The sequence below is a fragment of the Arthrobacter sp. S39 genome, from assembly GCF_004320525.1.
GTDB lineage: Bacteria > Actinomycetota > Actinomycetes > Actinomycetales > Micrococcaceae > Arthrobacter.
The window spans coordinates 32,937-56,691 of record NZ_SIHX01000004.1 but is presented as its reverse complement, the minus strand read 5'-3'; the positions used below and the strand labels follow the sequence as shown (position 1 = coordinate 56,691).

General features: G+C 66.1%; 18 protein-coding genes. 3 read left to right on the top strand and 15 right to left on the bottom strand.

What is annotated here, in order from left to right:
• Positions 1-58 precede the first annotated feature (58 nt).
• From EYS21_RS09310 to EYS21_RS09245, 14 genes are all read right to left on the bottom strand, one after another.
• On the bottom strand, positions 59-1,285 hold the full coding sequence (locus EYS21_RS09310; protein ID WP_131132934.1) for a phosphoglycerate kinase: 1,227 nt from the start codon (positions 1,283-1,285) through the stop codon (positions 59-61).
• A gap of 10 nt (positions 1,286-1,295) precedes the next feature.
• Complete coding sequence (gap, locus tag EYS21_RS09305; RefSeq protein WP_131132933.1) at positions 1,296-2,306, bottom strand: type I glyceraldehyde-3-phosphate dehydrogenase; 1,011 nt, start codon at positions 2,304-2,306, stop codon at positions 1,296-1,298.
• Between the two features lie 262 nt (positions 2,307-2,568).
• Positions 2,569-3,195, bottom strand: a complete 627-nt coding sequence (locus tag EYS21_RS09300; RefSeq protein ID WP_131132932.1) for a superoxide dismutase — start codon at positions 3,193-3,195, stop codon at positions 2,569-2,571.
• A gap of 135 nt (positions 3,196-3,330) precedes the next feature.
• Positions 3,331-4,311: a DNA-binding protein WhiA gene (gene whiA, locus EYS21_RS09295; RefSeq protein WP_066284919.1), complete on the bottom strand. Its 981-nt coding sequence runs from the start codon at positions 4,309-4,311 to the stop codon at positions 3,331-3,333.
• A 9-nt stretch (positions 4,312-4,320) separates the two neighbouring features.
• On the bottom strand, positions 4,321-5,340 hold the full coding sequence (gene yvcK, locus EYS21_RS09290; protein WP_131132931.1) for a uridine diphosphate-N-acetylglucosamine-binding protein YvcK: 1,020 nt from the start codon (positions 5,338-5,340) through the stop codon (positions 4,321-4,323).
• Entirely contained in the window at positions 5,340-6,263 is a 924-nt protein-coding gene (gene rapZ, locus EYS21_RS09285) for an RNase adapter RapZ (RefSeq protein WP_131132930.1), read from the bottom strand. The genes yvcK and rapZ overlap by 1 nt, the downstream gene beginning before the upstream one ends.
• A 71-nt stretch (positions 6,264-6,334) precedes the next feature.
• Entirely contained in the window at positions 6,335-8,341 is a 2,007-nt protein-coding gene (uvrC, locus tag EYS21_RS09280) for an excinuclease ABC subunit UvrC (protein ID WP_131132929.1), read from the bottom strand.
• A gap of 56 nt (positions 8,342-8,397) precedes the next feature.
• A complete protein-coding gene (locus EYS21_RS09275) occupies positions 8,398-9,066 on the bottom strand; it encodes a lysophospholipid acyltransferase family protein (protein WP_131132928.1) in 669 nt (222 codons plus the stop codon).
• On the bottom strand, positions 9,053-9,769 hold the full coding sequence (locus tag EYS21_RS09270) for an HAD hydrolase-like protein (RefSeq protein ID WP_131132927.1): 717 nt from the start codon (positions 9,767-9,769) through the stop codon (positions 9,053-9,055). Before EYS21_RS09270 ends, EYS21_RS09275 begins: the two co-directional genes overlap by 14 nt.
• A 102-nt stretch (positions 9,770-9,871) precedes the next feature.
• Positions 9,872-12,799: an excinuclease ABC subunit UvrA gene (uvrA, locus tag EYS21_RS09265; protein ID WP_131132926.1), complete on the bottom strand. Its 2,928-nt coding sequence runs from the start codon at positions 12,797-12,799 to the stop codon at positions 9,872-9,874.
• A gap of 46 nt (positions 12,800-12,845) precedes the next feature.
• Complete coding sequence (locus EYS21_RS09260; RefSeq protein ID WP_131132925.1) at positions 12,846-13,226, bottom strand: GntR family transcriptional regulator; 381 nt, start codon at positions 13,224-13,226, stop codon at positions 12,846-12,848.
• Positions 13,223-15,130 (bottom strand): ABC transporter ATP-binding protein, encoded by a 1,908-nt coding sequence (locus EYS21_RS09255; RefSeq protein WP_131132924.1) that lies wholly within the window; start codon positions 15,128-15,130, stop codon positions 13,223-13,225. The genes EYS21_RS09260 and EYS21_RS09255 overlap by 4 nt, the downstream gene beginning before the upstream one ends.
• On the bottom strand, positions 15,127-16,863 hold the full coding sequence (locus EYS21_RS09250; RefSeq protein ID WP_131133256.1) for an ABC transporter ATP-binding protein: 1,737 nt from the start codon (positions 16,861-16,863) through the stop codon (positions 15,127-15,129). Before EYS21_RS09250 ends, EYS21_RS09255 begins: the two co-directional genes overlap by 4 nt.
• A 167-nt stretch (positions 16,864-17,030) precedes the next feature.
• Entirely contained in the window at positions 17,031-17,810 is a 780-nt protein-coding gene (locus EYS21_RS09245; protein WP_131132923.1) for a trans-aconitate 2-methyltransferase, read from the bottom strand.
• Positions 17,811-17,906: 96 nt separating this feature from the next.
• On the opposite strand from EYS21_RS09245, the gene EYS21_RS09240 reads away from it, so the two are divergent.
• The 3 genes from EYS21_RS09240 (at position 17,907) to EYS21_RS09230 (ending at position 22,349) form a co-directional block, all read left to right on the top strand.
• The gene (locus EYS21_RS09240; protein ID WP_131132922.1) at positions 17,907-20,453 is read left to right on the top strand and encodes a DEAD/DEAH box helicase; all 2,547 of its coding nucleotides are present in this window, start codon (positions 17,907-17,909) and stop codon (positions 20,451-20,453) included.
• Positions 20,454-20,473: 20 nt separating this feature from the next.
• Positions 20,474-20,974, top strand: coding sequence for a GNAT family N-acetyltransferase (locus EYS21_RS09235; RefSeq protein WP_131132921.1), 501 nt, complete (start codon positions 20,474-20,476; stop codon positions 20,972-20,974).
• Positions 20,975-21,047: 73 nt separating this feature from the next.
• Complete coding sequence (locus EYS21_RS09230) at positions 21,048-22,349, top strand: alpha/beta fold hydrolase (RefSeq protein WP_131133255.1); 1,302 nt, start codon at positions 21,048-21,050, stop codon at positions 22,347-22,349.
• Here EYS21_RS09230 and EYS21_RS09225 read toward each other — a convergent pair.
• The gene (locus EYS21_RS09225; RefSeq protein WP_131132920.1) at positions 22,335-23,687 is read right to left on the bottom strand and encodes an MFS transporter; all 1,353 of its coding nucleotides are present in this window, start codon (positions 23,685-23,687) and stop codon (positions 22,335-22,337) included. The two genes, EYS21_RS09230 and EYS21_RS09225, sit on opposite strands and share 15 nt — an antisense overlap.
• Positions 23,688-23,755: the final 68 nt, after the last annotated feature.

Genomic DNA, 23,755 nt, shown 5'->3' with positions numbered 1-23,755 from the left:
CGCGGGCTCCCTGCCGGCCGGAGGACTTGGCAGTCCAGGTGCTTGGCTGTCGGTGTGCCTAGCGGTCCAGGACAGTCAGTCCGGGAAGGTCCTTGCCTTCGAGGTATTCCAGGCTGGCGCCGCCGCCGGTGGAAATGTGACCGAACTGGTCGTCGGAGAAACCGAGCGTCCGCACGGCGGCAGCTGAGTCCCCGCCGCCCACCACGGTGAACGCGTCGGCTTCGGTCAGGGCCTGTGCAACTGCCCGGGTACCGCCGGAGAAAGCCTCGAATTCGAAAACGCCCATGGGGCCGTTCCAGAACACGGTTTTGGCGCCCTTGATCCGGTCCGCAAATGCTGCGGCTGAATCGGGCCCGATGTCGAGGCCGATGCCCTGGGCGCCGAAGCTGCTGCCCTCGATGCCGTCCGCGGGGACGGTTTCGGCGTCAGCGTCAGCGGCGAACTTGCTGGCCACCACGATGTCGGTGGGCACCACGAACTCGGTACCGGCGTCGGCAGCGCGCTTCAGGTAATCCTGGACAACGGGGATCTGGTCGTCCTCGAGGAGGCTGCCGGCCACTTTGTGGCCAACCGCCGCGAGGAACGTGAACAGCATGCCGCCGCCCACCAGGATGGTGTCTGCCTTGCCGATGAGGTTGTCGATGACAGCCAGTTTGTCGGAGACCTTGGATCCGCCGAGCACCACAACGTAGGGACGCTGGGTGTCAGCCGTCAGCTTGCGCAGCACCTCAACCTCTGTGTGCACGAGGTCGCCCTGGTAGGACGGCAGCCGGGTGGCGACGTCGTACACGCTGGCGTGCTTGCGGTGCACGGCACCGAAGGCATCGTCAACAAAGGCGCCGTTGTCCCCGGTGAGGGCCACCAGCTCGTCGGCGAAGGCGCCGCGTTCGGCGTCGTCCTTGCTGGTCTCGCGGGCGTCAAAGCGGACGTTCTCCAGGACAAGTGCCTGGCCGTCCTGCAGCGAGGCAGCGAGTTCCTTGGCGGAACTGCCCACAGTGTCCCCGGCAAGGGTGACACTGAACGGGGCGAGCTCCGCCAGCCGGCCAGCGGCAGGCTTGAGGGAGTATTTCTCCTCCGGAGCGCCCTTGGGCCGTCCGAGGTGGGCTGTTACCAGCACGCGGGCACCGGCGTCCGTGAGCTTCGTCAGGACTGGAAGTGAGGCCTTGATCCGGCCGTCGTCAGTCACTGTAGAGCCGTCGAGCGGCACATTCAGGTCACTTCTGACAAGAATGTACCGCCCGCGGACACCTTCAGCGATCAGTTCGTTGAGGGTGTGAAATGTCATGTGTCTAACCCTAGCCCAGCTTGGATGCGACGAGCTCCGTCAGGTCCACAAGGCGGTTGGAGTAGCCCCACTCGTTGTCATACCAGGAAACAACCTTGACCTGGTTGCCGATGACCTTGGTCAGGCCGGAGTCGAAGATGGACGACGCGGGGTCGCCAACGATGTCCGAGGAAACGATCGGGGCGTCCGTGTAGGTGAGGATGCCCTGGAAGGCGTCGGAGTCGGCAGCCTTCTTCAGTGCTGCGTTGACTTCCTCGACGGTGGTTTCGCGGCCGACGGTGACGGTGAGGTCGGTGGCGGAGCCGGTGGGGACCGGTACGCGGATGGCGTAGCCGTCAAGCTTGCCCTTGAGCTCCGGCAGGACCAGGCCAATTGCCTTGGCCGCACCGGTGGAGGTGGGGACCATGTTGATGGCTGCGGCGCGTGCACGGCGGAGGTCGTTGTGCGGGCCGTCCTGCAGGTTCTGGTCAGCAGTGTAAGCGTGGACCGTGGTCATCAGTCCGCGTTCGATGCCGAACTCGTCGTTGATGACCTTGGCCAGCGGGCCGAGGCAGTTGGTGGTGCAGGACGCGTTGGAAATGATGTGGTGCGCTGCGGAGTCGTAGAGCTCGTGGTTGACACCCATGACGATGGTGATGTCCTCGTCGGATGCCGGTGCGGAGATCAGGACTTTCTTGGCGCCGGCGTCGATGTGCTTCTGCGCGGCTGCAGCCTTGGTGAAGAAGCCAGTGGACTCGATGACGATGTCCACGCCCAGCTCGCCCCACGGCAGGTTGGCCGGATCGCGCTCGGCGAGGACCTTGATGACGTTGCCGTTGACAACGATGTTTCCGTCCTTGACCTCAACGGTTTCCTTCAGGCGGCCGCCGACGGAGTCGTACTTGAGCAGGTGGGCGAGGGCCTCCGGGCTGGTGAGGTCGTTGACTGCAACGATCTCAAGGTCCGCACCCTGTGCGAGTGCTGCGCGGAAGTAGTTGCGGCCGATACGGCCAAAGCCGTTGATACCAATACGGGTCGTCACTTTTTCAGTCTCCTTGGTGCTTGCTTAAGCACAACTAGTTGAGCGGGCGTTCAAGCCAACTAACAGATCCCGCACGCCATTGGGCAGAGATGATTAACAGATTGGAGGGCGACCAGCCACGTTGCTGAAGGCTAACCGCCTTCCGTGACCCATCTTACGTTTAAGTAGGTCCGCCCCCGCAAGTGCGGGGGCGGACCTTCCACATTCCGGCCCTAAAGCGCCGAAATGTGAAGTTTGTTACAGGCACATGTTGCGCCGGTCACTACGGGAGGGTGATGAGTCCCGTGGCGTTGGTGCGTGCTGCTTCGAACCGCTTGGCGACGTCGGCCCAGTTGACGATGTTCCAGAACGCCTTGACGTAGTCGGCCTTGACGTTGACGTAGTCCAGGTAGAAGGCGTGCTCCCACATGTCCAGCATCAGCAGCGGGGTGGTGCCCAGCGCGACGTTGCCCTGCTGGTCGTAGAGCTGCTCGATGACCAGGTTCCCGCCGATGGGCTCGTAGGCCAGGAAACCCCAGCCGGAGCCCTGCAGGCCGAGGGCAGCGGCGCTGAACTGTGCACGGAAAGCGTCAAACGAACCGAAGGCGTCGTCGATGGCCGCGGCCAGCTCGCCCTCGGGCTTGTCGCCGCCGTCCGGAGAAAGGTTGTTCCAGAACACCGAGTGGTTGACGTGGCCCCCGGTGTGGAACGCGAGGTCCTTGGAAAGGCGGTTGATGTTGGCGAAGTCGCCCTTGTCGCGCGCCTCGGCCAGCTGGGCCAGGGCGTTGTTGGCACCTGCAACATAGGCAGCGTGGTGCTTGCTGTGGTGCAGCTCCATGATCCGCGCAGAAATGTGCGGCTCAAGGGCGGCGTAGTCGTAGCTGAGTTCAGGCAATACGTACTCGGTCACAAAATCCTCCATTGTCGTGGACTGTCTGTCCGGTTGGTAACTCTGTCGATTGCGCATCCGGATGGCTGGCACCCGGAAGATTGCTGCGGCGGAGATGGAGCATTTCCGTCACATGGTCTTGATTCTAGGGGGCTGTTACTCGTCCAGCATTTCCGGCGTCACATTGGCGTCGGTACCGGGGATGCCCAGGTCAAGGGCGCGTTTGTCGGCCATGGCCAGCAGCCGGCGGATCCGGCCGGCGATGGCGTCCTTGGTCATGACCGGGTCAGCCAGCCGGCCAAGTTCATCCAGGCTGGCCTGCTTGTGCGCGACGCGGAGTTCGCCCGCGTATTTGAGGTGGTCCGGGACGTCGTCCCCGAGGATCTCCAGGGCACGGTCCACCCGTGCGCCGGCGGCCACGGCGGCCTGCGCGGAGCGCCTGAGGTTGGCGTCATCGAAGTTGGCCAGCCGGTTGGCGGTGGCCCGGACTTCCTTGCGCATCCGGCGTTCCTCCCACACCATCAAGGCGTCGTGGGCACCCATCCGGGTGAGGAGGGCGGCGATGGTGTCGCCGTCGCGGATCACCACGCGGTCGACTCCCCGGACTTCGCGGGCCTTGGCCTGGATGCCGAGCCGCCGGGCCGCCCCAACCAGCGCCAGCGCCGATTCGGGCCCGGGGCACGTCACTTCCAGGGAGGAGGACCTGCCGGGCTCGGTCAGGGATCCGTGCGAGAGGAAGGCGCCCCGCCACACAGCTTCGGCGTCCGCTGCGGAGCCGTTCACGACGGCGGATGGCAGCCCCCGGACGGGACGGCCGCGGCCGTCCAGGAGCCCGGTCTGCCGGGCCAGGGCTTCGCCGTCGCGCACCACGCGGACTACGTAGCGGCTGCCCTTGCGGAGCCCGCCGCCGGAGACAACGATGATTTCGCTCTGGTGTCCGTAGACTTCCGCGATGGCAGCCCGGAGGCGCCGCGCGGTGGACGCCAGGTCCACTTCGGCTTCGATCACGATCCGGCCGGAGATGATGTGCAGGCCGCCGGCGAACCGGAGCATCGCAGAGACTTCGGCCTTGCGGACCGATGATTTCTTGATGTCCAGACGGGACAGTTCTTCCTTGACTGATGCTGTCAGTGCCATGGCACCTTCCTAACTGTTCCCAAAAATGTCGTGGTACGCCGTTGCCAGACGCAAGGGGTCATGGACGGGTCGGCGGCCCGACGCCCCTACTTTACCCAAGACAACCTCGGCCCCGAGCATCCCCGCGGCCTTTTCGAATTCTTGCCGGTCGGGGACGGAGGCCGGATCGGCGAGCACAACGTCGACGCTGAAGTCCGGAGCGTATTTTCGCAGTGCATGGAGGTGGTCGGCGGCGCTCATGCCGGACGTCTCCTTGGTGTCAGTTGCCAGGTTCATGGTCAGGCAGCGTTTGGCGGCCGTATCGCACAGGGCCTGCCTCATTTCGGGCAGCAGCAGGTGCGGCAGCACTGAGGTGTACCAGGATCCGGGCCCGAGGATGACCCAGTCGGCCAGTTCTATGGCGGTGAGGGCTTCAATGCAGGCGGGCGCAGCTTCGGGCAGCAGCCGGACGTGTTCCAGCGAGCCGGCCACGGCACAGCGGGCCTGGCCGCGGATGGTCTGCAGGGCAGAGGTGCCGTCCGGGGCGGTGACGCGGATGTCGCCTTCAATGGTGAGGGGCACGGTGGACATCGGCAGGACCTGGCCGCGTGCACCCAGCAGCGCACCGGCCCATTTCAGGCCGGCGACGGCGTCGCCCAGCAGTTCCCACAGCGTGACGATGAGCAGGTTCCCCATGGCGTGTTCGTCCAGTGACCCGCCGCGGCCCTTGCCGGGCTGGAAGCGGTGCTGCATCACGTCGCGCCACGTGCGGCCCCAGTCGGTGTCGTCGCACAGGGCTGACAGTGCCATGCGCAAATCCCCCGGCGGCAACACGCCGTACTCCTCGCGCAGGCGCCCGGAAGAGCCGCCGTCGTCCGCCACTGTGACGATGGCGGTGAGTTCAGAGGTCAGCAGCCGCAGGGCAGACAGCGAAGCGGACAGGCCGTGGCCGCCCCCGAGAGCCACGACGGACGGGCCCTTGTCCTGCTGGCCGGCTCCCGTTCCGGCCGACGGCGGAACCAGCGGCAGCGGGCCGGTAAGCAATCCCATTACTCGCGGCCCAGGTCCCGGTGGGTGGTTGTCACAGTGACCCTGGGATATTGGGCCAGTTTCTTGGAAAGCTCGACGGCGACGGCCACCGACCGGTGTTTCCCGCCGGTGCAGCCCACGGCGATCGTGGCGTAGTGCTTGTTTTCGCGGCGGTAGCCGTCAAGGACAGGTTCCAGGGCCAGGACGTAGCGGTCCACGAAATTCTTGACTCCTTCGGCCTCCAGCACGTAGTCGCTGACGTCCTTGTCCAGGCCGGTATGCGGGCGCAGCTGGGGCACCCAGTGCGGGTTCGGGATGAAGCGGACGTCGGCCACGTAGTTGGAATCGACGGGAAGGCCGTATTTGAAGCCGAAGCTCATGACATTGAGCCGCAGCGCCACCGGGCCGGTTTCGCTGAAGAGTTCGGTGATGGCCGTCGCCAGGCCATGGACGTTGTAGGTGGACGTGTCCAGGACGACGTCGGCGCTTTCCCGCAGTTCCTTCAGCAGTTCACGCTCGGCTGCTATGCCGTCAAGGATCCGGCCGCCCTCCTGCAGGGGGTGCGGCCGGCGGCCCTGCTCGAAGCGGCGGACCAGGACGTCGTCGTTTGCATCCAGGAACAGCACCCGGAACGTCACTCCGCTGGCGGCCAGCGCGCCCAGGGCGGCGCGGATGTCGGCGAAGAGCCCCTTGCTGCGGACGTCCATCACCACGGCCAGCCGGGGAATGGACTGCGGCGCGTGCGACACCAGTTCCGCGAGCGTGCCCAGCATCTGCGGCGGGAGGTTCTCCACGACGTACCAGCCGTGGTCCTCCAGTGCGTCCGAAGCCGTGCTGCGCCCCGCCCCGGACATTCCGGTGACCACCAGCAGCTCCGCTTCGAGGGGCTTGACCGGCGTCAGCCCGTCCTGCTCCGTCCCGGATCCCGCCGTCGAGTCTGCCATTGATTCCGCCCCGTTCCTGTCCTCAAGTTGGCGGGGAGCCGCAACCGCGGAATCCCCGACCTTTACCCTAGCTAAGTTTCGAGGATTTCGCCGGTAGTCATGTTCACCGCGGGGACCAGTTCCGCGGTCTCGGCGTCGGAGCTGAAGTGGGCCACGATGGCGGCGGCCAGCGCGGGACCGATGCCCTTGGCTTCCGCGAGCTGCTCCACCGAGGCCGCCCTGATCCCCTTGAGGGTTCCGAAATGGTCCAGCAGGGCCTTGCGCTTGGACTCCCCCAGCCCGGGCACGCCGTCCAGGACGGAGACGGTCATGGCTTTCCCGCGCTTCTGGCGGTGGAAGGTGATGGCAAAGCGGTGCGCCTCATCGCGGATGCGCTGCAGCAGGTAGAGTCCCGCGGATGTCCTGGGCAGGATCACCGGGAAATCGCTGTCCGGCAGCCAGACCTCCTCCAGGCGTTTGGCGAGGCCCACAACGTAGACGTCGTCGATGCCGAGGTCGGCGAGGGCGCGGGCGGCCGCATTGACCTGGGGCTTGCCGCCGTCGACCACCACCAGGTTGGGCGGATACGCGAACTTAGCCCGCGGAGCGGGGGTGGTGGTGTCAAGTACTGCCGCTTCAGCCGCCGCGTTCAGGGCAGCCTGGTGCCCGGCAAGGGCGGATGCTTCCACCTGGGCTGTTTTGTCCGTCAGGTAGTGCCGGAAGCGCCTGGTCAGGACGTCGTGCATGGCCGCTGTGTCGTCGGTGGCTGCGGCGCCGGTGACGGAAAACTTGCGGTAGTCGGACTTCTTGGGCAGGCCGTCCTCCACCACCACCATGGAAGCCACGACGTTGGTGCCCTGCACGTGGGAGACGTCGTAGCATTCGATGCGCATGAGCGCCACGGGCAGATCCAGTGCTTCCTGGAGTTCCTGGAGGGCTTGGGAGCGGACGGTGAGGTCACCGGCGCGGCGGGTCTTGTGCAGTTTGAGTGCCTGCTCGGCGTTTTCGCGGACGGTTGACATCAGTGCCGCCTTGTCGCCGCGCTGCGGGACCCTGATGTCGACTTTCGCGCCCCGCAGGCCGCCCAGCCATTGCGTCAGTTCGGTGTGGTTGCTGGGGACGACGGGGACCAGCACTTCCCGCGGGAGCCGGCCGTGGCTGTCGCCGTCCTCGCCATAGACCTGCTGGAGCAGGTGTTCCACGAGGTCCGGAGGGGTGGAATCCTCGACCTTTTCGACCACCCAGCCACGCTGGCCGCGGACCCGTCCGCCCCTGACGTGGAAGACCTGGACGGCGGCTTCGAGTTCGTCCTCGTGGAGGGCGAAGACGTCGGCGTCCGTGTCCTCGGCAAGCACCACGGCGTTCCGTTCGAAGACCTTGCGCAGGGCGGCGATGTCATCACGCAGGCGTGCGGCGCGCTCGTAGTCGAGCTCGGCCACTGCCCCCGACATTTCCTTTTCCAGCCGGGAGATGAAGCGTTTGGCTTCGCCGCCCATAAAGGCGCAGAAATCCTCGGCCAGGGCGCGGTGGTCCTCCGGGGAGATCCGGCCCACGCAAGGCGCCGAGCATTTGTCGATGTATCCCAGGAGGCAGGGCCGGCCGCTGGCCTGGGCCCTCTTGAGGACACCGGACGAGCAGCTGCGCACGGGAAAAACGCGCAGCAGCGTATCCATCGTTTCCCGGATCGCGCCGGCGGTATAGGGGCCGAAGTAGCGTGTGCCCTTGCGCCTGTCGCCGCGCATCACCTGGACCCTGGGCAGCTTTTCGCTCATGGTGAGGGCCAGGTACGGGTACGTCTTGTCGTCACGGAAGACCACGTTGAAGCGCGGCTTGAATTCCTTGATCCAGGTGTATTCAAGCTGCAGCGACTCCAGCTCGCTGCCCACCACGGTCCACTCGACGCTGGAGGCCGCGTGCACCATGGCGTAGGTCTTGGGCAGCAGGCCGGCCGGGTTCGCGAAATACGAGTTCAGCCGGGAACGGAGGCTCTTGGCCTTGCCGACGTAGATGACCCGGCCGTGGGGGTCTCGGAACCTGTAGACCCCGGGGTTGGTGGGAATTTCTCCCGTTTGGGGCCGGTAACTTGCTGGATTTGCCACCTATCCATTCTACTGAGGCGGCGCGGCGGCTTGTGCCACCCGCCGCCTGTGACTGGCTACTCGGTTGCTTTGCTCTGGTTGTAGCTGGTGGAGCGTTCCTGCCCGCTGAGTTCGGCGATGGCATCCATGATGCGGTCTGTCACCTGGCGGCGGGCAGGCAGGGAGTGATCCGGCCCGGTCTTGTCGAAGTAGAGCGGCTCGCCCACCTTCATGGTGAAGTGATGGGGCTTGAAGCCCTTCTCCCCCGCCGGCTGCAGGTTTTCCGTACCGATCAGGCCGACAGGGACCACGGGGGCTCCGGTTGCCAGGGCAAGCCAGCCCACGCCGGTGCGGCCGCGGTAGAGGATGCCGTCCCGCGACCGTGTGCCTTCAGGGTAAATGCCGATGCCCTTGCCGGCCTCCAGGATGTCCATGAGGGTTTTGAGCGCCTGGACGCTTGCTGCCTGCTCGCCGCGCTCCACCGGAATGGAGCCCACGGACTCGAAGAAGGATTTCATGACCTTTCCCTTGACGCCGCCCGTGGTGAAGTACTCGGCTTTGGCGAAGAAGGCCACGGGCCGCGGCATCAGTGCCTGGACAATGACGCTGTCGAAGAAGGAGAGGTGGTTTGGCGCCACAATGAAGGGCCCCTCTTTGGGGACGTTTTCAAGGCCGACGACGGTGGGCCGGCAGGAGCCCGCGACGAGCCCGCGAAAGGTCCAGCGGACTGCCTCAAACAGTGCCATCGTTGTGCACCTCGCTCATTGCCGCGGCGTGGATGGCTTCCAGCCGTTCGATCGCCGCCACCAGGTCCGGGGCGGTGTCCACGACGGCGACTGCCCCCGCATCGTCAAGCTCGCCGTCGGGAGCGAATCCCCAGCTCACGCCGATGCAGTCGAGGCCGTTGGCGATGGCACCTGCCACGTCCTGGGCCCGGTCTCCCACCATAACGGCGTGCTGGGTTGCCAGGTCGCCGAGCGCGGCAGCGATGATTCCGGTTTTTCCCACGGGACCCGCAGCGGCCGCCGACTCGTCGTCGGCCGAACCCCTGATGAAGCTGAACTTGCCGGCAATGCCATGGTGCTCAAGGACAATCCGGGCCAGGCCCTGCGGCTTCTGGGTGGCTACAGCCACGGGCCGGCCTGCGGCGGCGAAGCTGTCCAGCACATCCAGGATTCCCGGGTAGAGCCGGCCCTGGGCGATGCCCTGGGCCAGGTAGTACCGCCGGTAGATGGCGATGACCTCGTCGATCCGCCCGGCCGGAACCTGCGCAACGGTCAGGAGCGCATCGCTCAGCTTCGGACCGATCATCGCGTCCAGGAGCTCCTGGCTGGGAACCGGGAGCTCCAGCTCCCGGAGGGCCGAAGCGATTCCGTCTGTTATCCCACCGGCCGGATCGACAAGAGTGCCGTCCAGGTCGAAGATCACGGGCACTGTTGTTTGAGTCACCGGCTTAGTTTCTCACGACACCTGTCCAGCCCGAAACTCGCATGCCTGTCAGGGAATACTTCAGGAAGACTTCCGGAATGCTTCGGGCCGGTGCCGCCGCCGCTAGCTGAGAATTTCAGCCAGGAAGGCCGCCGTGTGGCTTTCGGTCGATTTTGCCACCTGTTCCGGCGTTCCGGTGGCCACGATCTGGCCGCCGCCCGAGCCGCCGTTCGGTCCCAGGTCCACGATCCAGTCGGCACTCTTGATGACGTCCAGGTTGTGCTCAATGGTGATGACTGTGTTGCCTTTGTCCACGAGGCCCTGCAGCACCATCAGGAGCTTGCGGATGTCCTCGAAGTGCAGGCCGGTGGTGGGCTCGTCCAGGACGTAGACGCTGCGGCCGTTTGAGCGCTTCTGCAGTTCCGCCGCCAGCTTGACGCGCTGGGCCTCGCCGCCGGACAGCGTGGTTGCCGGCTGCCCCAGCCGGACATAGCCCAGGCCGACGTCCACGAGGGTGTTCAGGTGCCGTGCGATGGGTGAGAAGGCGGCAAAGAACTCCGCGCCCTCCTCGATGGGCATGTTCAGGACATCGGCGATGGTCTTGCCCTTGTAGTGGACCTCCAGCGTTTCCCGGTTATACCGGGCACCGTGGCACACCTCGCAGGGCACGTAGACGTCCGGCAGGAAGTTCATTTCGATCTTCAGCGTGCCGTCGCCGGAGCAGGCTTCGCAGCGTCCGCCCTTGACGTTGAAGGAGAACCTGCCCGGGAGGTAACCGCGGACCTTCGCTTCGGTTGTCTCCGCGAAGAGCTTGCGGATGTTGTCGAAGACGCCGGTGTAGGTGGCCGGGTTGGACCGCGGTGTGCGGCCGATGGGGCTCTGGTCCACGTGGACCACCTTGTCCAGGTGCTCGAGTCCCTGGACGAGCTTGTGCCGGCCGGCTACCTGCTTGGCGCCGTTGAGCTTGTTGGCCAGCACCTTGTAGAGGATTTCGTTGACCAGGGTGGACTTTCCTGATCCGCTGACGCCGGTGACCGCCGTGAACAGTCCCAGCGGGAAGGCGGCATCCACGTTTACCAGGTTGTTTTCGCGGGCGCCCACGACCTTCAGCTCGCGCTTCTTGTCGTACTTGCGCCGCTTCTTGGGGATCTCGATCTGCTTGCGGCCTGAGAGGTAGTCTCCGGTCAGGGATGCGGTGTTCTTGAGCAGGTCCTGGTAGGAACCGGAGTGCACCACCTGGCCACCGTGCTCGCCGGCGCCGGGACCAATGTCAACGATCCAGTCCGCCACGTGGATGGTGTCCTCGTCGTGTTCAACCACGATGAGGGTGTTGCCCATGTCCCGCAGCCGGGTGAGGGTATCGATCAGGCGGCGGTTGTCCCGCTGGTGCAGCCCGATGGAGGGCTCGTCAAGCACGTACAGGACACCGACGAGGCCGGACCCGATCTGGGTGGCCAGCCGGATGCGCTGCGCTTCGCCGCCGGACAGGGTGGCGGACGGGCGCTCCAGGTTGAGGTACTCCAGGCCGACGTCCAGCAGGAAGGTCAGCCGGGCCTGGATTTCCTTGAGAACCTGGTGGGCGATCTGTGCCTCACGGCCAGTCAGCACGAGGTTGTTCAGGAAGTCGGCGCAGTCGCGCATCGGCAGGGCGGCGACGTCGGCGATGGACTTGCCGTTGATGAGGACGGAGAGGGAGGCAGGGTTGAGCCGGGCTCCGTTGCAGGCGGGGCAGGGGATCTGCCGCATGTACTCTTCGTAGCGGTCGCGGGCCCAGTCGGAGTCTGTTTCGCCGTGCTTCCGGTGGACGTACTGGATGGCGCCTTCGAAGCCGGTGCTGTATTTGCGTTCCCGCCCGAAGCGGTTCTTGTACTGGACCACCACTTTGTGGTCCTTGCCGTGCAGGACCGTCTGGCGGACGTCGTTGCCCAGCTTCTCCCATGGCGTTGTCATGGAGAAGCCGAGTTCCTTGGCGAGGCCTTCCAGCAGCCTGTTCCAGTACTCGGTAGTGGCCGTACCCAGAGACCACGGGGCAATGGCACCTTCGGAAAGGGAAAGCTCCGGGTTGGGGACGATCAGTTCCTCGTCCACTTCCAGCCGGGTGCCGATGCCGCTGCAGGCCGCGCAGGCCCCAAAGGGATTGTTGAAGGAGAAGGAACGGGGTTCGATCTCGTCGATGGCGAGCGGGTGCTCGTTGGGGCAGGCGAGGTTTTCGGAGAAGGCCCGCAGCCGGCCGGGATCGTCGGCGTCGAGGTCCACCAACTCTGCGAGCACGCGGCCTTCGGCGAGTCCCAGGGCTGTTTCGATCGAATCGGTCAGGCGCTGGCTGATGCCTTCCTTGACCACCAGCCGGTCCACCACCACCTCGATGGTGTGCTTGTACTGCTTGCCCAGCTTGGGGGCTTCGCTGAGCTGGACCAGCTCACCGTCCACCCGCGCCCGCGAGTAGCCCTTGGCCGTCAGTTCCTTGAAGAGGTCCACGAATTCGCCCTTGCGGCCGCGGACCACCGGGGCGAGCACCTGGAACCGGGTGCCTTCGTCGAGTTCCAGCAACTGGTCCACGATCTGCTGTGGTGTCTGCTTGGCTACCGGCTCGCCGCAGACCGGGCAGTGGGGACGCCCGACCCTGGCCCACAGGAGGCGCATGTAGTCATAGATTTCGGTGATGGTGCCCACGGTGGACCGCGGGTTCTTGCTGGTGGATTTCTGGTCGATGGAGACAGCCGGTGACAGTCCCTCGATGAAGTCCACATCGGGTTTGTCCACCTGCCCCAGGAACTGCCGGGCGTAGGCAGACAGCGATTCAACATAGCGGCGCTGGCCTTCGGCGAAGATGGTGTCAAAGGCGAGGGATGACTTGCCCGATCCTGACAGGCCCGTGAACACGATCATGGCGTCGCGGGGAAGATCGAGGTCCACGTTGCGCAGGTTGTGTTCGCGGGCGCCCTTCACCACCAGCCGGGAGAGGTCCGGACGCGCAGGCTTTGCGGGGGACTTTTCGGGAGCGGCGGGAACGGACACGACTGCTGATTCTTCAGCTACGGCTTTAGGCACCCACTAATGCTAATCGAAAACTTCTTCGAATATCCACGCGCAGCGGCTACTCGGCGTCGTAGGCTGCCGCGAGGAGCTGCACGGCCTCGGCAAAGGTGGCCCCCTGCGCCCGGGCGGCCGACGCGTAGCTGGCCGCTGCGGCGGACAGCGTTCCCCAGCGTTCGTCGCGGGCGCAGACCACAGTCCCGTTCCTCCCCCGGGTTGAGACCACCCCGGCGGCCTCGAGTTCCTTGTAGGCGCGTGCGACAGTATGCGGGGCCACGTCCAGCTGCCCGGCGAGGTTCCTGACGGCCGGAAGCCTGGTGCCGGGCAGCAAAGCCCCGCTGTCTGCGAGCTGGATGACCTGGAGGCGAAGCTGCTCGAAGAGCGCCACCGTGCTGGCCTGGTTCGGTTTCCATGTCCCGGGAAAAGGCGGTGCCGTGCTCAAATGCCCGCCTCCAACGCTGCCCCCATGGCGTCGGCCTCCAGTGCGCCTGCTTCCTTGGGCCTGGCTTCCAAGGGCCGGCGGCCCCCGGCCTGGTCCGGGACCTCACCGGGTATCCGGGCCTCCGGGTGACCGGCAAACTGGGCCGCGTACAGCCGGGCGTAGTAGCTGTTGGCGGCCAGCAGGCTGCCGTGGGTGCCTTGTTCGGCAATGCGTCCGTGGTCCATGACAAGAATTAGATCAGCGTCGCGGACAGTGGACAAACGGTGGGCGATCACAAAGCTGGTCTTTCCGCGCCGGAGCCGCCGCATGGCCTGCCGAATCAGTACCTCGGTGCGCGAATCCACTGAACTTGTGGCTTCGTCCAGGATCAGCACGCTGCTGCCGGCCAGCTGGGCGCGGGCAATGGTGATCAGTTGGCGCTGGCCCTGGCTGAGGGGGTCGCCGCCATTGTGCAGCAGGGTGTCGTAGCCTGCAGGCAGGGACCGGACGAAGTGGTCCACGTGGCCCGCCTCCGCGGCGGCAACGATTTCCGGGTCCGTGGCTTCCGGCCGCCCGTAGGCGATGTTCTCCCGGATGGTCCCGCCGAAGAGCCACGCGTCCTGAAGCACCACGCCGAAGCCGGACCGCAGGGCATCCCGTGGCATTTCCGCGATGTCGGTTCCGCCAATGGTGATGCGACCGGACCCTACCTCGTAGAACCGCATCAGGAGGTTCACCACCGTGGTCTTTCCCGCTCCGGTGTGGCCGACGATCGCTACGGTCTGGCCCGGTTCGACCGTGAAGGACAGGCCGCGCACGGCGGGGATCCGCTCGTTGTAGCCGAATGTGACATCGTCGAAGACAATGCGGCCTGAAGGTTCAGCGGCGGACGTCGCGCCGCGGGGTTCCGGGGGGAGCTCCGCGGCGTCGAGGAGGTCAAATACACGCCCTGACGAAGCCACGCAGGACTGGATGACGTTCAGCAGGCCGCCGATCTGGCCAACAGGCTGGGTGAAGAGCCGGCTGAACTGGATGAAGGCCTGGATCCCGCCGATGGTCATGGCTCCGGCTGTGACCTGCAGGGCTCCCACCACCGCCACGGCGATGTAGTTGATGTTGGCTATCAGGATCATCAGGGGCTGGACCAGGCCGGACGAGTACTGGGCCCTGGTTGCGGCCCTGGCCAGGCGGTCGTTGCTGGCAGCGAATACGGCCGCTGCCTGTTCCTGGTAGCCAAATGCCTTGATGACCTCATGTCCGGTGATGAACTCCTCGACGTGGGCGTTCAGCTCTCCGGTCTCGGTCCATTGCCGGGCAAAATGGGCCTGCGACCGGCGCGTCACCAGCACCGTGATGAGCGTGGACAGCGGCACGGACAGCAGGGCGATGCATGCGAGCAGCGGCGAGATCCAGAGCATCATGGCCAATGCTCCGCAAAGCATCAGGACCGACATGATCAGTTGGGTGAGGGCCTGGCTGAGGGCCTGGGCGATGTTGTCGATATCGTTCGTGGCGCGGCTGAGGACATCGCCCCTGGACTGTTCCTGGAAGTAGGTGGCCGGCAGCCGGTGCAGCTTGTCCTCCACGGAGGCTCGAAGGCGGTACATCACGCCCTGGACGGAGCGGGCCGTGAGTGAACCCTGGATCCAGTTGAAGAGCGAGGCGCCGACATACATCAAAGAGACCGCCGCCAGCAGGCGGCCCAGTCCGCGCCAGTCGAGAGTTCCGGCGAGGACACCGTCCACCACGATGTCCGTGGCATCGCCCAGGTATTTGGGCGCGGCGACATTCAGTCCGGCGAAAATGCAGGTGGCGGCAACGGCGCCTGCCATGGCCCAGCGGAACGGACGCAGCAGCCCGAGCAGCCTGCGGGCAGTGGGCCAAAACCGATGCCCGGCGTCCCCTTCCTGCGACGGCCCGGTCATGGCATGTCCTCGAAGGCCATTTGGGATTCTGCGATCTCGCGGTAGGTGGAGGACGTCTCCAGCAGCTCGCTGTGCGTGCCTTCGGCCACGAGTAGGCCGTCGTCGAACACCAGGATCTGGCCCGCGCCCGCGACAGTTGATATCCGCTCGGCCACGATAATAACGACGGCGTGGCCCAGGGCGGTTTCGAGGCGCTGGCGGAGCCGGGCTTCGGTCTCAAAGTCCAGCGCCGAGAAGCTGTCATCAAAAAGGTACAGGGGCGCCCGGCGAAGCAGGGCGCGGGCAATGCATAACCGTTGGCGCTGGCCGCCGGAAAGGGTGGTGCCGCCCTGCCCCACCGGAGCCTGGAGCTGCAGCGGCAGCTCCCGTACGAACTCCGCCGCTTCCGCTGTTTCCAGGGCTGCCCACAGCTCAGCGTCCGTGGCTTCCCTGGAGGCGATCCTCAGGTTGTCGGCGATGGTTCCGGTGAAAAGGTGGGACCGTTGCGGGGCAATGGCCATGTTCGCGCGGAGGACGTCCAGGGGCATGGACCGGATGTCCCGTCCTGCCAGCGTGACATGCCCGGAGGTGGCGTCGAGGAAGCGCGGCAGCAGGTTGATGAGTGTTGATTTCCCGCTGCCGGTCGAGCCCACGATTGCCGTGACGATGCCCGGCCGGGCCGTGAACGAGACGGAGTCCAGGACCGGGTTCTCGGCGCCGGGGTAAGTGAAAGTGACATCACGGAAGGTGACGTCGGCGCCGTCGAAATCCGGCCAGCCGGTGGCTGCCTGGACCTCCGGTGCGCTGCGGTCGGCGACGGACGGCGGCTTCTCAAGGACTGCCAGCAGCCGCTCGGCGCACACAGCGGCCCGGGGGCCTGTCATCAGCACGTACATGGCCATCATGATGGCCAGCAGAATCTGCAGGATGTACGCGATGAAGGCAGTCAGGGCACCGAGCTTCATCTCACCGGCCTGGACGCGGTGGCCGCCGAACCAGACAACGGCCACAGAGGAAAGATTCACCACGATCATGATCAGCGGCAGCATTCCGGCCACCAGCAGGGCGGACTGCAGGTTGTTCCGCGTCAGCCTGGCATTGGCCTGTCCAAAGCGGCGGATTTCGTGGTCCTGCCTGACGAAGGCCCTGATGATGCTGGCGCCGATGATCTGTTCCCGCAGCACTTCCCCGGTGCGGTCCAGGAGCTCCTGCCCGTCCCGGTAGAGCGGCACCAGGCGGCGGACGATGAGGTACATGATGGCCAGCAGCACAGGCACAATGACAATGACCACAGAGGAGAGCGCCACGTCCTGCTGCAGCGCCAGGGCAATGCCGCCGGCACCCATGACCGGGGCGGCGACCAGCATGGTGAAGACGAGCACGGCGAAGGACTGGATCTGCAGGGTGTCGTTGGTGGTCCGGGTCACGAGGCTCTGCGCCCCGAACCCGGCGACTTCCTGGGATGACAGCGACTGGATCTTTCCAAAAACCTCTTGGCGCAGCTGGCGGCCCAGCTTCATGGCCACCACAGCCCCGAGGTATCCGGCCACCAAGGCTGCGGCTGCCTGCACGGCGGCTATGCCGGCCATGACCGCACCAAGCCTCAGGATCACCGTTGTGTCGCCGGGGACGATGCCGTCGTCAATGATGGCTGCGTTAACGGTGGGCAACAGGAGGTTGCCCACGGTCTGGACCAGCTGCAGGAAAACGACCGCCGCGACAGGAAACTTGTGGGCGGCAAGCAGCCGGATCATCAAACCGAAAAGCACTGCACCTCCGCACGTCGTCGGGAGGCCAGTCAGGAGTCGGATTAGCCCGCCCCTAACAGCCGCTCCGTCATTGTAAGCCACATCACATTCGATCCGTTGTCACACGGCGTGACGCGTGGCGTCAGCAAACTACATCGAATGGAGTTCGAAGCCTAGGGGTTTTTGCGGGCCACAGCGAAGATTCTTCTGAACGGGAACACGGTCCCGTGGCCACTTCCGGGATATGCCGCCCGCAGCCCCGCCGCGTAGTCGGATTCGAAGGCAGCTCCGTCCTCGGCGGAAAGCACCGCCAGGACCGGCCGCAGGGCGGTACCCCGGACCCACTCAAGAACCGGATCAGTCCCGGGCAGGACCTGCTGGTAATTGGTCTCCCAGGCGTCGGCAGTGCAGCCGGCGTCCAGCATGATGCCCAGGTAGTCGGCAGGCTCCCCCACGGACTCCCCTCCGCGCAGAACGCCTGCCAGCTTCGCCGCCCAGGCAGCCGACGCGGCCAGTTCCCGCATCAGCGTGTGCGACGGTGCGTTGAAATTCCCCGGCACCTGCATGGCGAACCAGGCACCTGGCTGCAGGGCTTCCAGCCAGCGCGCCAGCATCTCCTGGTGGCCCGGCACCCACTGCAGCGCGGCGTTGGTGACCACAACGTCCGTTTCGGCGGAGGGCATCCAGCCGGCTATGTCTGCCTGCTCGAAGCTCAGGCGTTCGTGTTCCGCGGCCTGGACGGCAGCCTTGGCCAGCATCTGGCTGGACGAGTCGAGCCCCACGACCTTCGCTTCGGGCCACCTGCGGGCAAGGGTTGCCGTGAGGTTCCCGGGGCCGCACCCCAGGTCCGCGACGTTGCGCGGGGCCTCGGCCTGGATCCGGCCGGTGAGGTCAAAAAACGGCCGGTCGCGGTAGTCGCCGAACTGGACGTACTTTATTGGGTCCCACTTCACATTTTTCTCCACGGTCTGTTGTCGGCTCCGGTAACGCGAGCCTAACCCGCCCATGCCAGGATCTCCGGCAGCTGCCGGGCACTAAGCTGGAAAACAATGAAACTCGTTGACCAGCTGCCCGTCCTGCCCGCCTCAAACCCCTCGGGCGCGGGGATCGACCCGGACGCCCTCTACACACAATTCCTTGAGTGGACCGAAAGCCGGGGGCTCGAACTGTACGCCGCCCAGGACGAGGCCATCATGGAGTTCGCCACCGGTGCCAACGTTATCCTCGCCACGCCGACCGGCTCCGGAAAGTCACTCGTGGCCATCGCCGCACATTTCCAGGCCATGGCGCGTGGGCAGCGCAGCTACTACACGGCCCCGATCAAGGCACTGGTTTCCGAGAAGTTCTTCGCTCTGTGCGACATTTTCGGCGCCGAAAACGTGGGCATGATCACCGGCGATTCGGGCGTCAACCAGGACGCGCCCATCATTTGCTGCACGGCCGAGATCCTGGCGAACATCGCGCTCCGCGAAGGCGCCGCAGCGGAGCTTGGCGCCGTGATCATGGACGAGTTCCACTTCTACTCGGATCCGCAGCGCGGCTGGGCCTGGCAGGTGCCGCTGCTGGAGCTGCCGCAGGCGCAGTTCCTCCTGATGTCCGCCACGCTGGGTGATGTCAGCCGGTTCGAGGACGGCATCACCGAACTGACCGGCCGGCCCACCACCACCGTCAGCTCGGCCGAGCGGCCCATCCCGCTGCACTACTACTACCACCAGACGCCGGTCCACGAGACCCTCGAGGAACTGCTCTCCACCAAACAGGTGCCGGTCTACGTGGTGCACTTCAGCCAGATCGAGGCGATCGACCGGGCCCAGACCCTGATGAGCATCAACGTGTGCACCCGCGAGGAAAAGGACAAGATCGCCGAGCTGATCGCCAATTTCCGGTTCGCCGCGGGATTCGGCAAAACCCTCAACCGGCTGGTCCGGCACGGCATCGGCGTCCACCACGCCGGCATGCTGCCGAAGTACCGCCGGCTGGTGGAGCAGCTCGCCCAGGCCGGTTTGCTCAAGGTGATCTGCGGAACCGACACCCTGGGCGTGGGCATCAACGTGCCCATCCGCACCGTCCTGCTCACGGCTTTGAGCAAGTACGACGGCGTACGCACCCGGCTGCTTAACTCACGGGAGTTCCACCAGATTGCCGGCCGGGCAGGACGCGCGGGCTATGACACCGCCGGCACGGTGGTGGTCCAGGCACCGGAGCATGTAACGGAAAACGTGAAGGCGATGGCCAAGGCCACTGCAAAGTTCGGCGACGACCAGAAGAAACTTCGCCAGGTGGTCAAGAAGAAACCGCCGGAAGGGTTTGTCTCCTGGGGCGAGCCGACGTTCAAGCGCCTGGTGGAATCCGTCCCCGACCCCCTGAACTCCAGCTTCAGCGTGACGCACGCGATGCTGATGAACCTGATGGAGCGGCCGGGCGACCCGTTCCACGCCGCCCGCCGGCTCCTGACAGAGAACCACGAGTCACGGTCCTCGCAGCTGCGGCTGATGAAAAGGGCCCTGGGTATCTACCGCGAGCTCCTCGCTGCCGAAGTCGTGGAGCGCATTCCGGCCGAGGAGCAGGGTGCGGACGGCAGGACCGTCAGGCTCACAGTCCACCTGCAGGCCAACTTTGCGCTGAACCAGCCACTCTCACCGTTCGCCCTTGCTGCGCTGGAACTGCTGGATCCGGAGTCGCCGGCGTACGCCCTGGACGTCGTGTCCGTGATCGAGGCGACGCTGGAGAAGCCCCGCCAGATCCTGTCCGCCCAGCAGAAGAAGGCCCGCGGCGAAGCCATCGCGGCGATGAAAGCCGATGGCATCGAGTACGACCAGCGCATGGCGATGCTGGAGGAGGTGACCTATCCGCAGCCGCTCGCGGAGCTCCTGGGTGAAGCGTTCGAGGTTTACCGGAAGGCCGCGCCGTGGGTGGGCGACTTCGAGCTGGCCCCGAAGTCGGTGGTCAGGGACATGTACGAACGGGCCATGAACTTCGGCGAATTCGTCCAGTTCTACGGGCTGGCCCGCTCCGAGGGCATTGTGCTGCGCTACCTCGCCGACTGTTTCAAGGCGCTGCGCCAGACCGTGCCCCAGGACCTGCTCCGCGACGACCTCGAAGACCTCATCGCCTGGCTGGGCGAGCTCGTCCGGCAGGTCGATTCCAGCCTGCTGGATGAGTGGGAGGAACTGACGTCCGGCGCCGCGCCGACCCCGCACGACGCGCCGCCTCCCCCGCCGCCGTCGTTGACGTCCAACATCCGGGCCTTCCGTGTGATGGTTCGCAACGAGATGTTCCGCCGCGTGGAACTGTTCGCCGATGAGGATGCGGCAGCCCTGGGAGAGCTCGACGGCGGCGCCGGCTGGGATGCCGAGCGCTGGGAAGACGTCCTGGACGACTACTTCGACGAGCACAATGACATCGGCACCGGACCGGACGCGCGCGGACCCGGGCTGTTGATCATCACCGAGGAGCCCGCGCTGTGGAAGGTCCGGCAGATCTTCGACGATCCGGCACGCAACCACGACTGGGGAATCTCCGCCGAGGTGGACCTGGCCGCCTCCGACGAAACCGGCACTGCGATGGTCCGCGTGACCGACGTCAACCGGCTCTAAGGCCCTAGTAAACTCGGACCATGAGTGTAATCCGCCCCGCAAACCGGCACGACGTCCCCGCAATCCTGCAGATGATCCACGAACTGGCCATCTACGAAAAGGAACCGGACGCCGTCCGCAACACCCCGGAAATGCTCGCCGAAGTCCTGTTCGGGGCCAACCCCCGCGTGTTCGCGACGATGGCTGAGAACGCGGCGGGCGAGGTCCAGGGATTCGCGCTGTGGTTCCTGAACTACTCCACCTGGGAAGGCGTCCACGGCATCTACCTGGAGGACCTCTACGTCAGCCCGCACGCCCGGGGCGAGGGACACGGCAAGGCGCTCCTGAAGCATCTCGCGGCCACCGCCGTCGAGAACGGCTACGCCAGGGTTGAGTGGAGCGTCCTGGATTGGAACGAGCCCTCGATCAACTTCTACCGGGGCCTCGGTGCCCGCCCCATGGACGGCTGGTCCACGTTCCGGCTGGCCGGTGACGCCCTGGAGCACTTTGGCAGCAGCAACGTCGCGGCCCTTCGTGGCTGAGCAGTCCGCCACAGTCCCGAGGACCAAAACGCCGGTACGGCACACGGTCAAAGCACGCCATGAATTCCGTGGCATGCGGACCACCGAGCACTATTTCACTGTGCCGCTGGACCATTTTGGTACCGGGGCCGGCGCCGAAACGGCGCCTGGGACCGGGGACGCTGCGGAGACCATCACGGTGTTCGCCCGCGAGTACGTTTCCACGGCCCACACCGAGGCGGAAGCGGAGGAACTGCCCTGGCTGCTGTTCCTCCAGGGCGGTCCCGGCGGACGCGGCAACCGGTTCGCGTCGCTGGGCGGCTGGAGCAAAGCGGCTGCCCGGGATTTCCGGATCCTCATGCTGGACCAGCGCGGAACCGGCCTTTCCTCCCCTGCCGACCGGAACACCCTGCCCCTGCGCGGCACGGCTGAAGAACAGGCCGCCTACCTTGAGCACTTCAGGGCCGATTCGATCGTGGCCGATGCGGAACTCATCCGCGAAGTCCTCGGCTCCGGCCCCTGGAGCATCTACGGGCAAAGCTACGGCGGGTTCTGCGCCCTCACCTATCTTTCCGTCGCGCCGGACGGGCTCAAGGAAGCACTGATCACCGGCGGGCTGGCCCCGCTGTCCTGCCCGGCGGACGATATCTACCGTGCCACGTTCCAGCGCGTCGCGGAGCGGAACACCGAATACTTCAGCTGGTACCCGGAGGACCGGCGGACGGTGGAACGGATTGCCGGCCATCTTCGCCGGAACGAGGAATTCCTGCCCGACGGCGGCCGCCTGACCGTCGAGCGGTTCCAGATGGTGGGGGCTTTCCTGGGCGGCAACACCAGGGTGGACGGCCTGCACTACCTGCTGGAGGACGCGTTCACCGAGTCGCTGCACGGCAGCCGGCTGTCCGATGCCTTCCTCGAACAGGTCCAGGGGATTGTGTCCCGGCTGGCCAATCCCCTGTATGCGCTGATGCACGAGTCCATTTACGGTCAGGGGCAGGCCAGCGACTGGGCGGCCTGGCGGGTGCTTCAGGAACATCCCGAGTTCCATCCTGATGCCACGCCGCTGCTGCTCACCGGGGAGATGGTGTACCCGTGGTATTTCGAGCAGGATGCCGCGTTGGAGCCGCTGCGGCAGGTCGCCCATCTGCTGGCCGGCAAGGCGGACTGGAAGCCGCTCTACGACTGTGACCAGCTGGCCAACAACACTGTGCCGGTTGCCGCTGCGGTCTACCGGGACGATATCTACGTGGACCGGGCACTCTCCCTGGAAACTGCGGCGGCAGTCCGCGGGCTCCAAGTGTGGGAGACCCCCGATTTCCACCACGACGGAATAGCTGACGACGGCGAGTCCATCTTCGGCCGGCTGCTGGGAATGGTGCGCTCAGCCCGCCACTGACCTGGGCGCTGGCCTGCGGCGCCGCGCCACCAGCGTCACGGAGGCGGCCGCCAGGACAATTGCCCCCACCACGGCGCCCACCATGTTCAGCCCCAGGTAGCCGGCGCTGCTGAGCACCAGGCCCGACGTCGCCCCGCCCACCGCACCGGCAACGCCCATCAGCATGTCCGACACGCCCTGGACCACAACCCGGGACTCCTGGCCGACACTTTCGGCCAGGAGGGTGGAGCCGGAAATGGTGGACGCGGACCAGCCCACGCCCAGCAGGACCAGCCCCACGGCCACGGCCACCGTGGACGACTGGCCGAACCCTGCCACCGCCACTGCGGCGATCAGCGTGGTGAAGCCGATCATGATCGTCTCCGTCCGGCCGGCCTTGTCCGTCAGCCAGCCCATGAGCGGTGACAGCGCAAACATGCCCGCGATATGCAGCGAAATCGTGAACCCGATGATCACCAGCACATCGCCGGTGGCGGCGTGGCCTGCATGCCCGGGACCCGCCACAAGCTCCTGCAGGTGCAGCGGCGTCATGGACATCACGCCCACCATCACCGCATGCGCTCCGACGACGGCGGCCAGCGCCAGCCACGCTGCCCTGGACTGCCGGATCGCCCGCATTCCGCGGACCAGTGAACCGCCGGGACGGCTGCCCGGAGCGGCGGCCGGGACCAGCGGTCCGTCCGCCCCGAATCCCGGCCGTGAGGCGAGCTCCCGTGCGAGCAGGAGGGGGTCCGGCCTGAGGCCGGCAAAAAGCAGGAGAGTGGCCAGGAGGAGTCCGGCCGCGGAAATGACGAAGGGGCCGGCCACCGGCGGCAGGCCGAGGGCCTGCCCCACCACGGCACCCGGCTGGATCAGGTTCGGCCCGGCAACAGCTCCAACGGTCACAGCCCACACCACCGTGGAAAGCGCCCGGCCGCGGTGGTCGGCATCCGCGAGGTCGACGGCGGCGAAGCGCGCCTGGAGGCTGGCGGCGGTCCCTATGCCAATGCCTGCAGCGCCCAGCACGAGCAGGATAAAGACGCCGGATACAACTGACAGGATGATGAGTACGGTGCCGAGCATGGCGGCGGACAGGCCCGTGACCTGTCCGATCCGGCGTCCCCGGCGGTCAGCGAGTGAGGCAAGCGGCAGCGCGGCCAGTGCGGCACCGAGCGTCATGACGGTGGCCACGGAGCCGGCCCAGGCCGTGGAGCCCGAGAGTTCCACGGCAAGGATTGAGCCGATGGAAACGGTTGCTCCCGTGCCGATGCCGGCGAAAACCTGGGCCACGCTCAGCAGCGCCACGGTGCGCCGCTGCACCTGGCGCACTCCGCTTTCGGTCATCACAGTGCCGGCCATGGTCCGAGCATAGTCCCCGGCGGCCACCTGCTACAGGGGCAGTTTTAAGCCAATGATCCCGGCCGCGC

Excerpts from the sequence above, each read along its gene's own strand:
- yvcK (WP_131132931.1), bottom strand. The coding sequence starts at position 5,340 with ATGGGATTGCTTACCGGCCCGCTGCCGCTGGTTCCGCCGTCGGCCGGA.
- EYS21_RS09230 (WP_131133255.1), top strand. The coding sequence starts at position 21,048 with ATGCGGACCACCGAGCACTATTTCACTGTGCCGCTGGACCATTTTGGT.
- EYS21_RS09235 (WP_131132921.1), top strand. The coding sequence starts at position 20,474 with ATGAGTGTAATCCGCCCCGCAAACCGGCACGACGTCCCCGCAATCCTG.
- EYS21_RS09225 (WP_131132920.1), bottom strand. The coding sequence starts at position 23,687 with ATGGCCGGCACTGTGATGACCGAAAGCGGAGTGCGCCAGGTGCAGCGG.
- rapZ (WP_131132930.1), bottom strand. The coding sequence starts at position 6,263 with ATGGCAGACTCGACGGCGGGATCCGGGACGGAGCAGGACGGGCTGACG.
- EYS21_RS09250 (WP_131133256.1), bottom strand. The coding sequence starts at position 16,863 with ATGATCCGGCTGCTTGCCGCCCACAAGTTTCCTGTCGCGGCGGTCGTT.
- whiA (WP_066284919.1), bottom strand. The coding sequence starts at position 4,311 with ATGGCACTGACAGCATCAGTCAAGGAAGAACTGTCCCGTCTGGACATC.
- EYS21_RS09310 (WP_131132934.1), bottom strand. The coding sequence starts at position 1,285 with ATGACATTTCACACCCTCAACGAACTGATCGCTGAAGGTGTCCGCGGG.
- EYS21_RS09275 (WP_131132928.1), bottom strand. The coding sequence starts at position 9,066 with ATGGCACTGTTTGAGGCAGTCCGCTGGACCTTTCGCGGGCTCGTCGCG.
- EYS21_RS09255 (WP_131132924.1), bottom strand. The coding sequence starts at position 15,130 with ATGACCGGGCCGTCGCAGGAAGGGGACGCCGGGCATCGGTTTTGGCCC.
- EYS21_RS09240 (WP_131132922.1), top strand. The coding sequence starts at position 17,907 with ATGAAACTCGTTGACCAGCTGCCCGTCCTGCCCGCCTCAAACCCCTCG.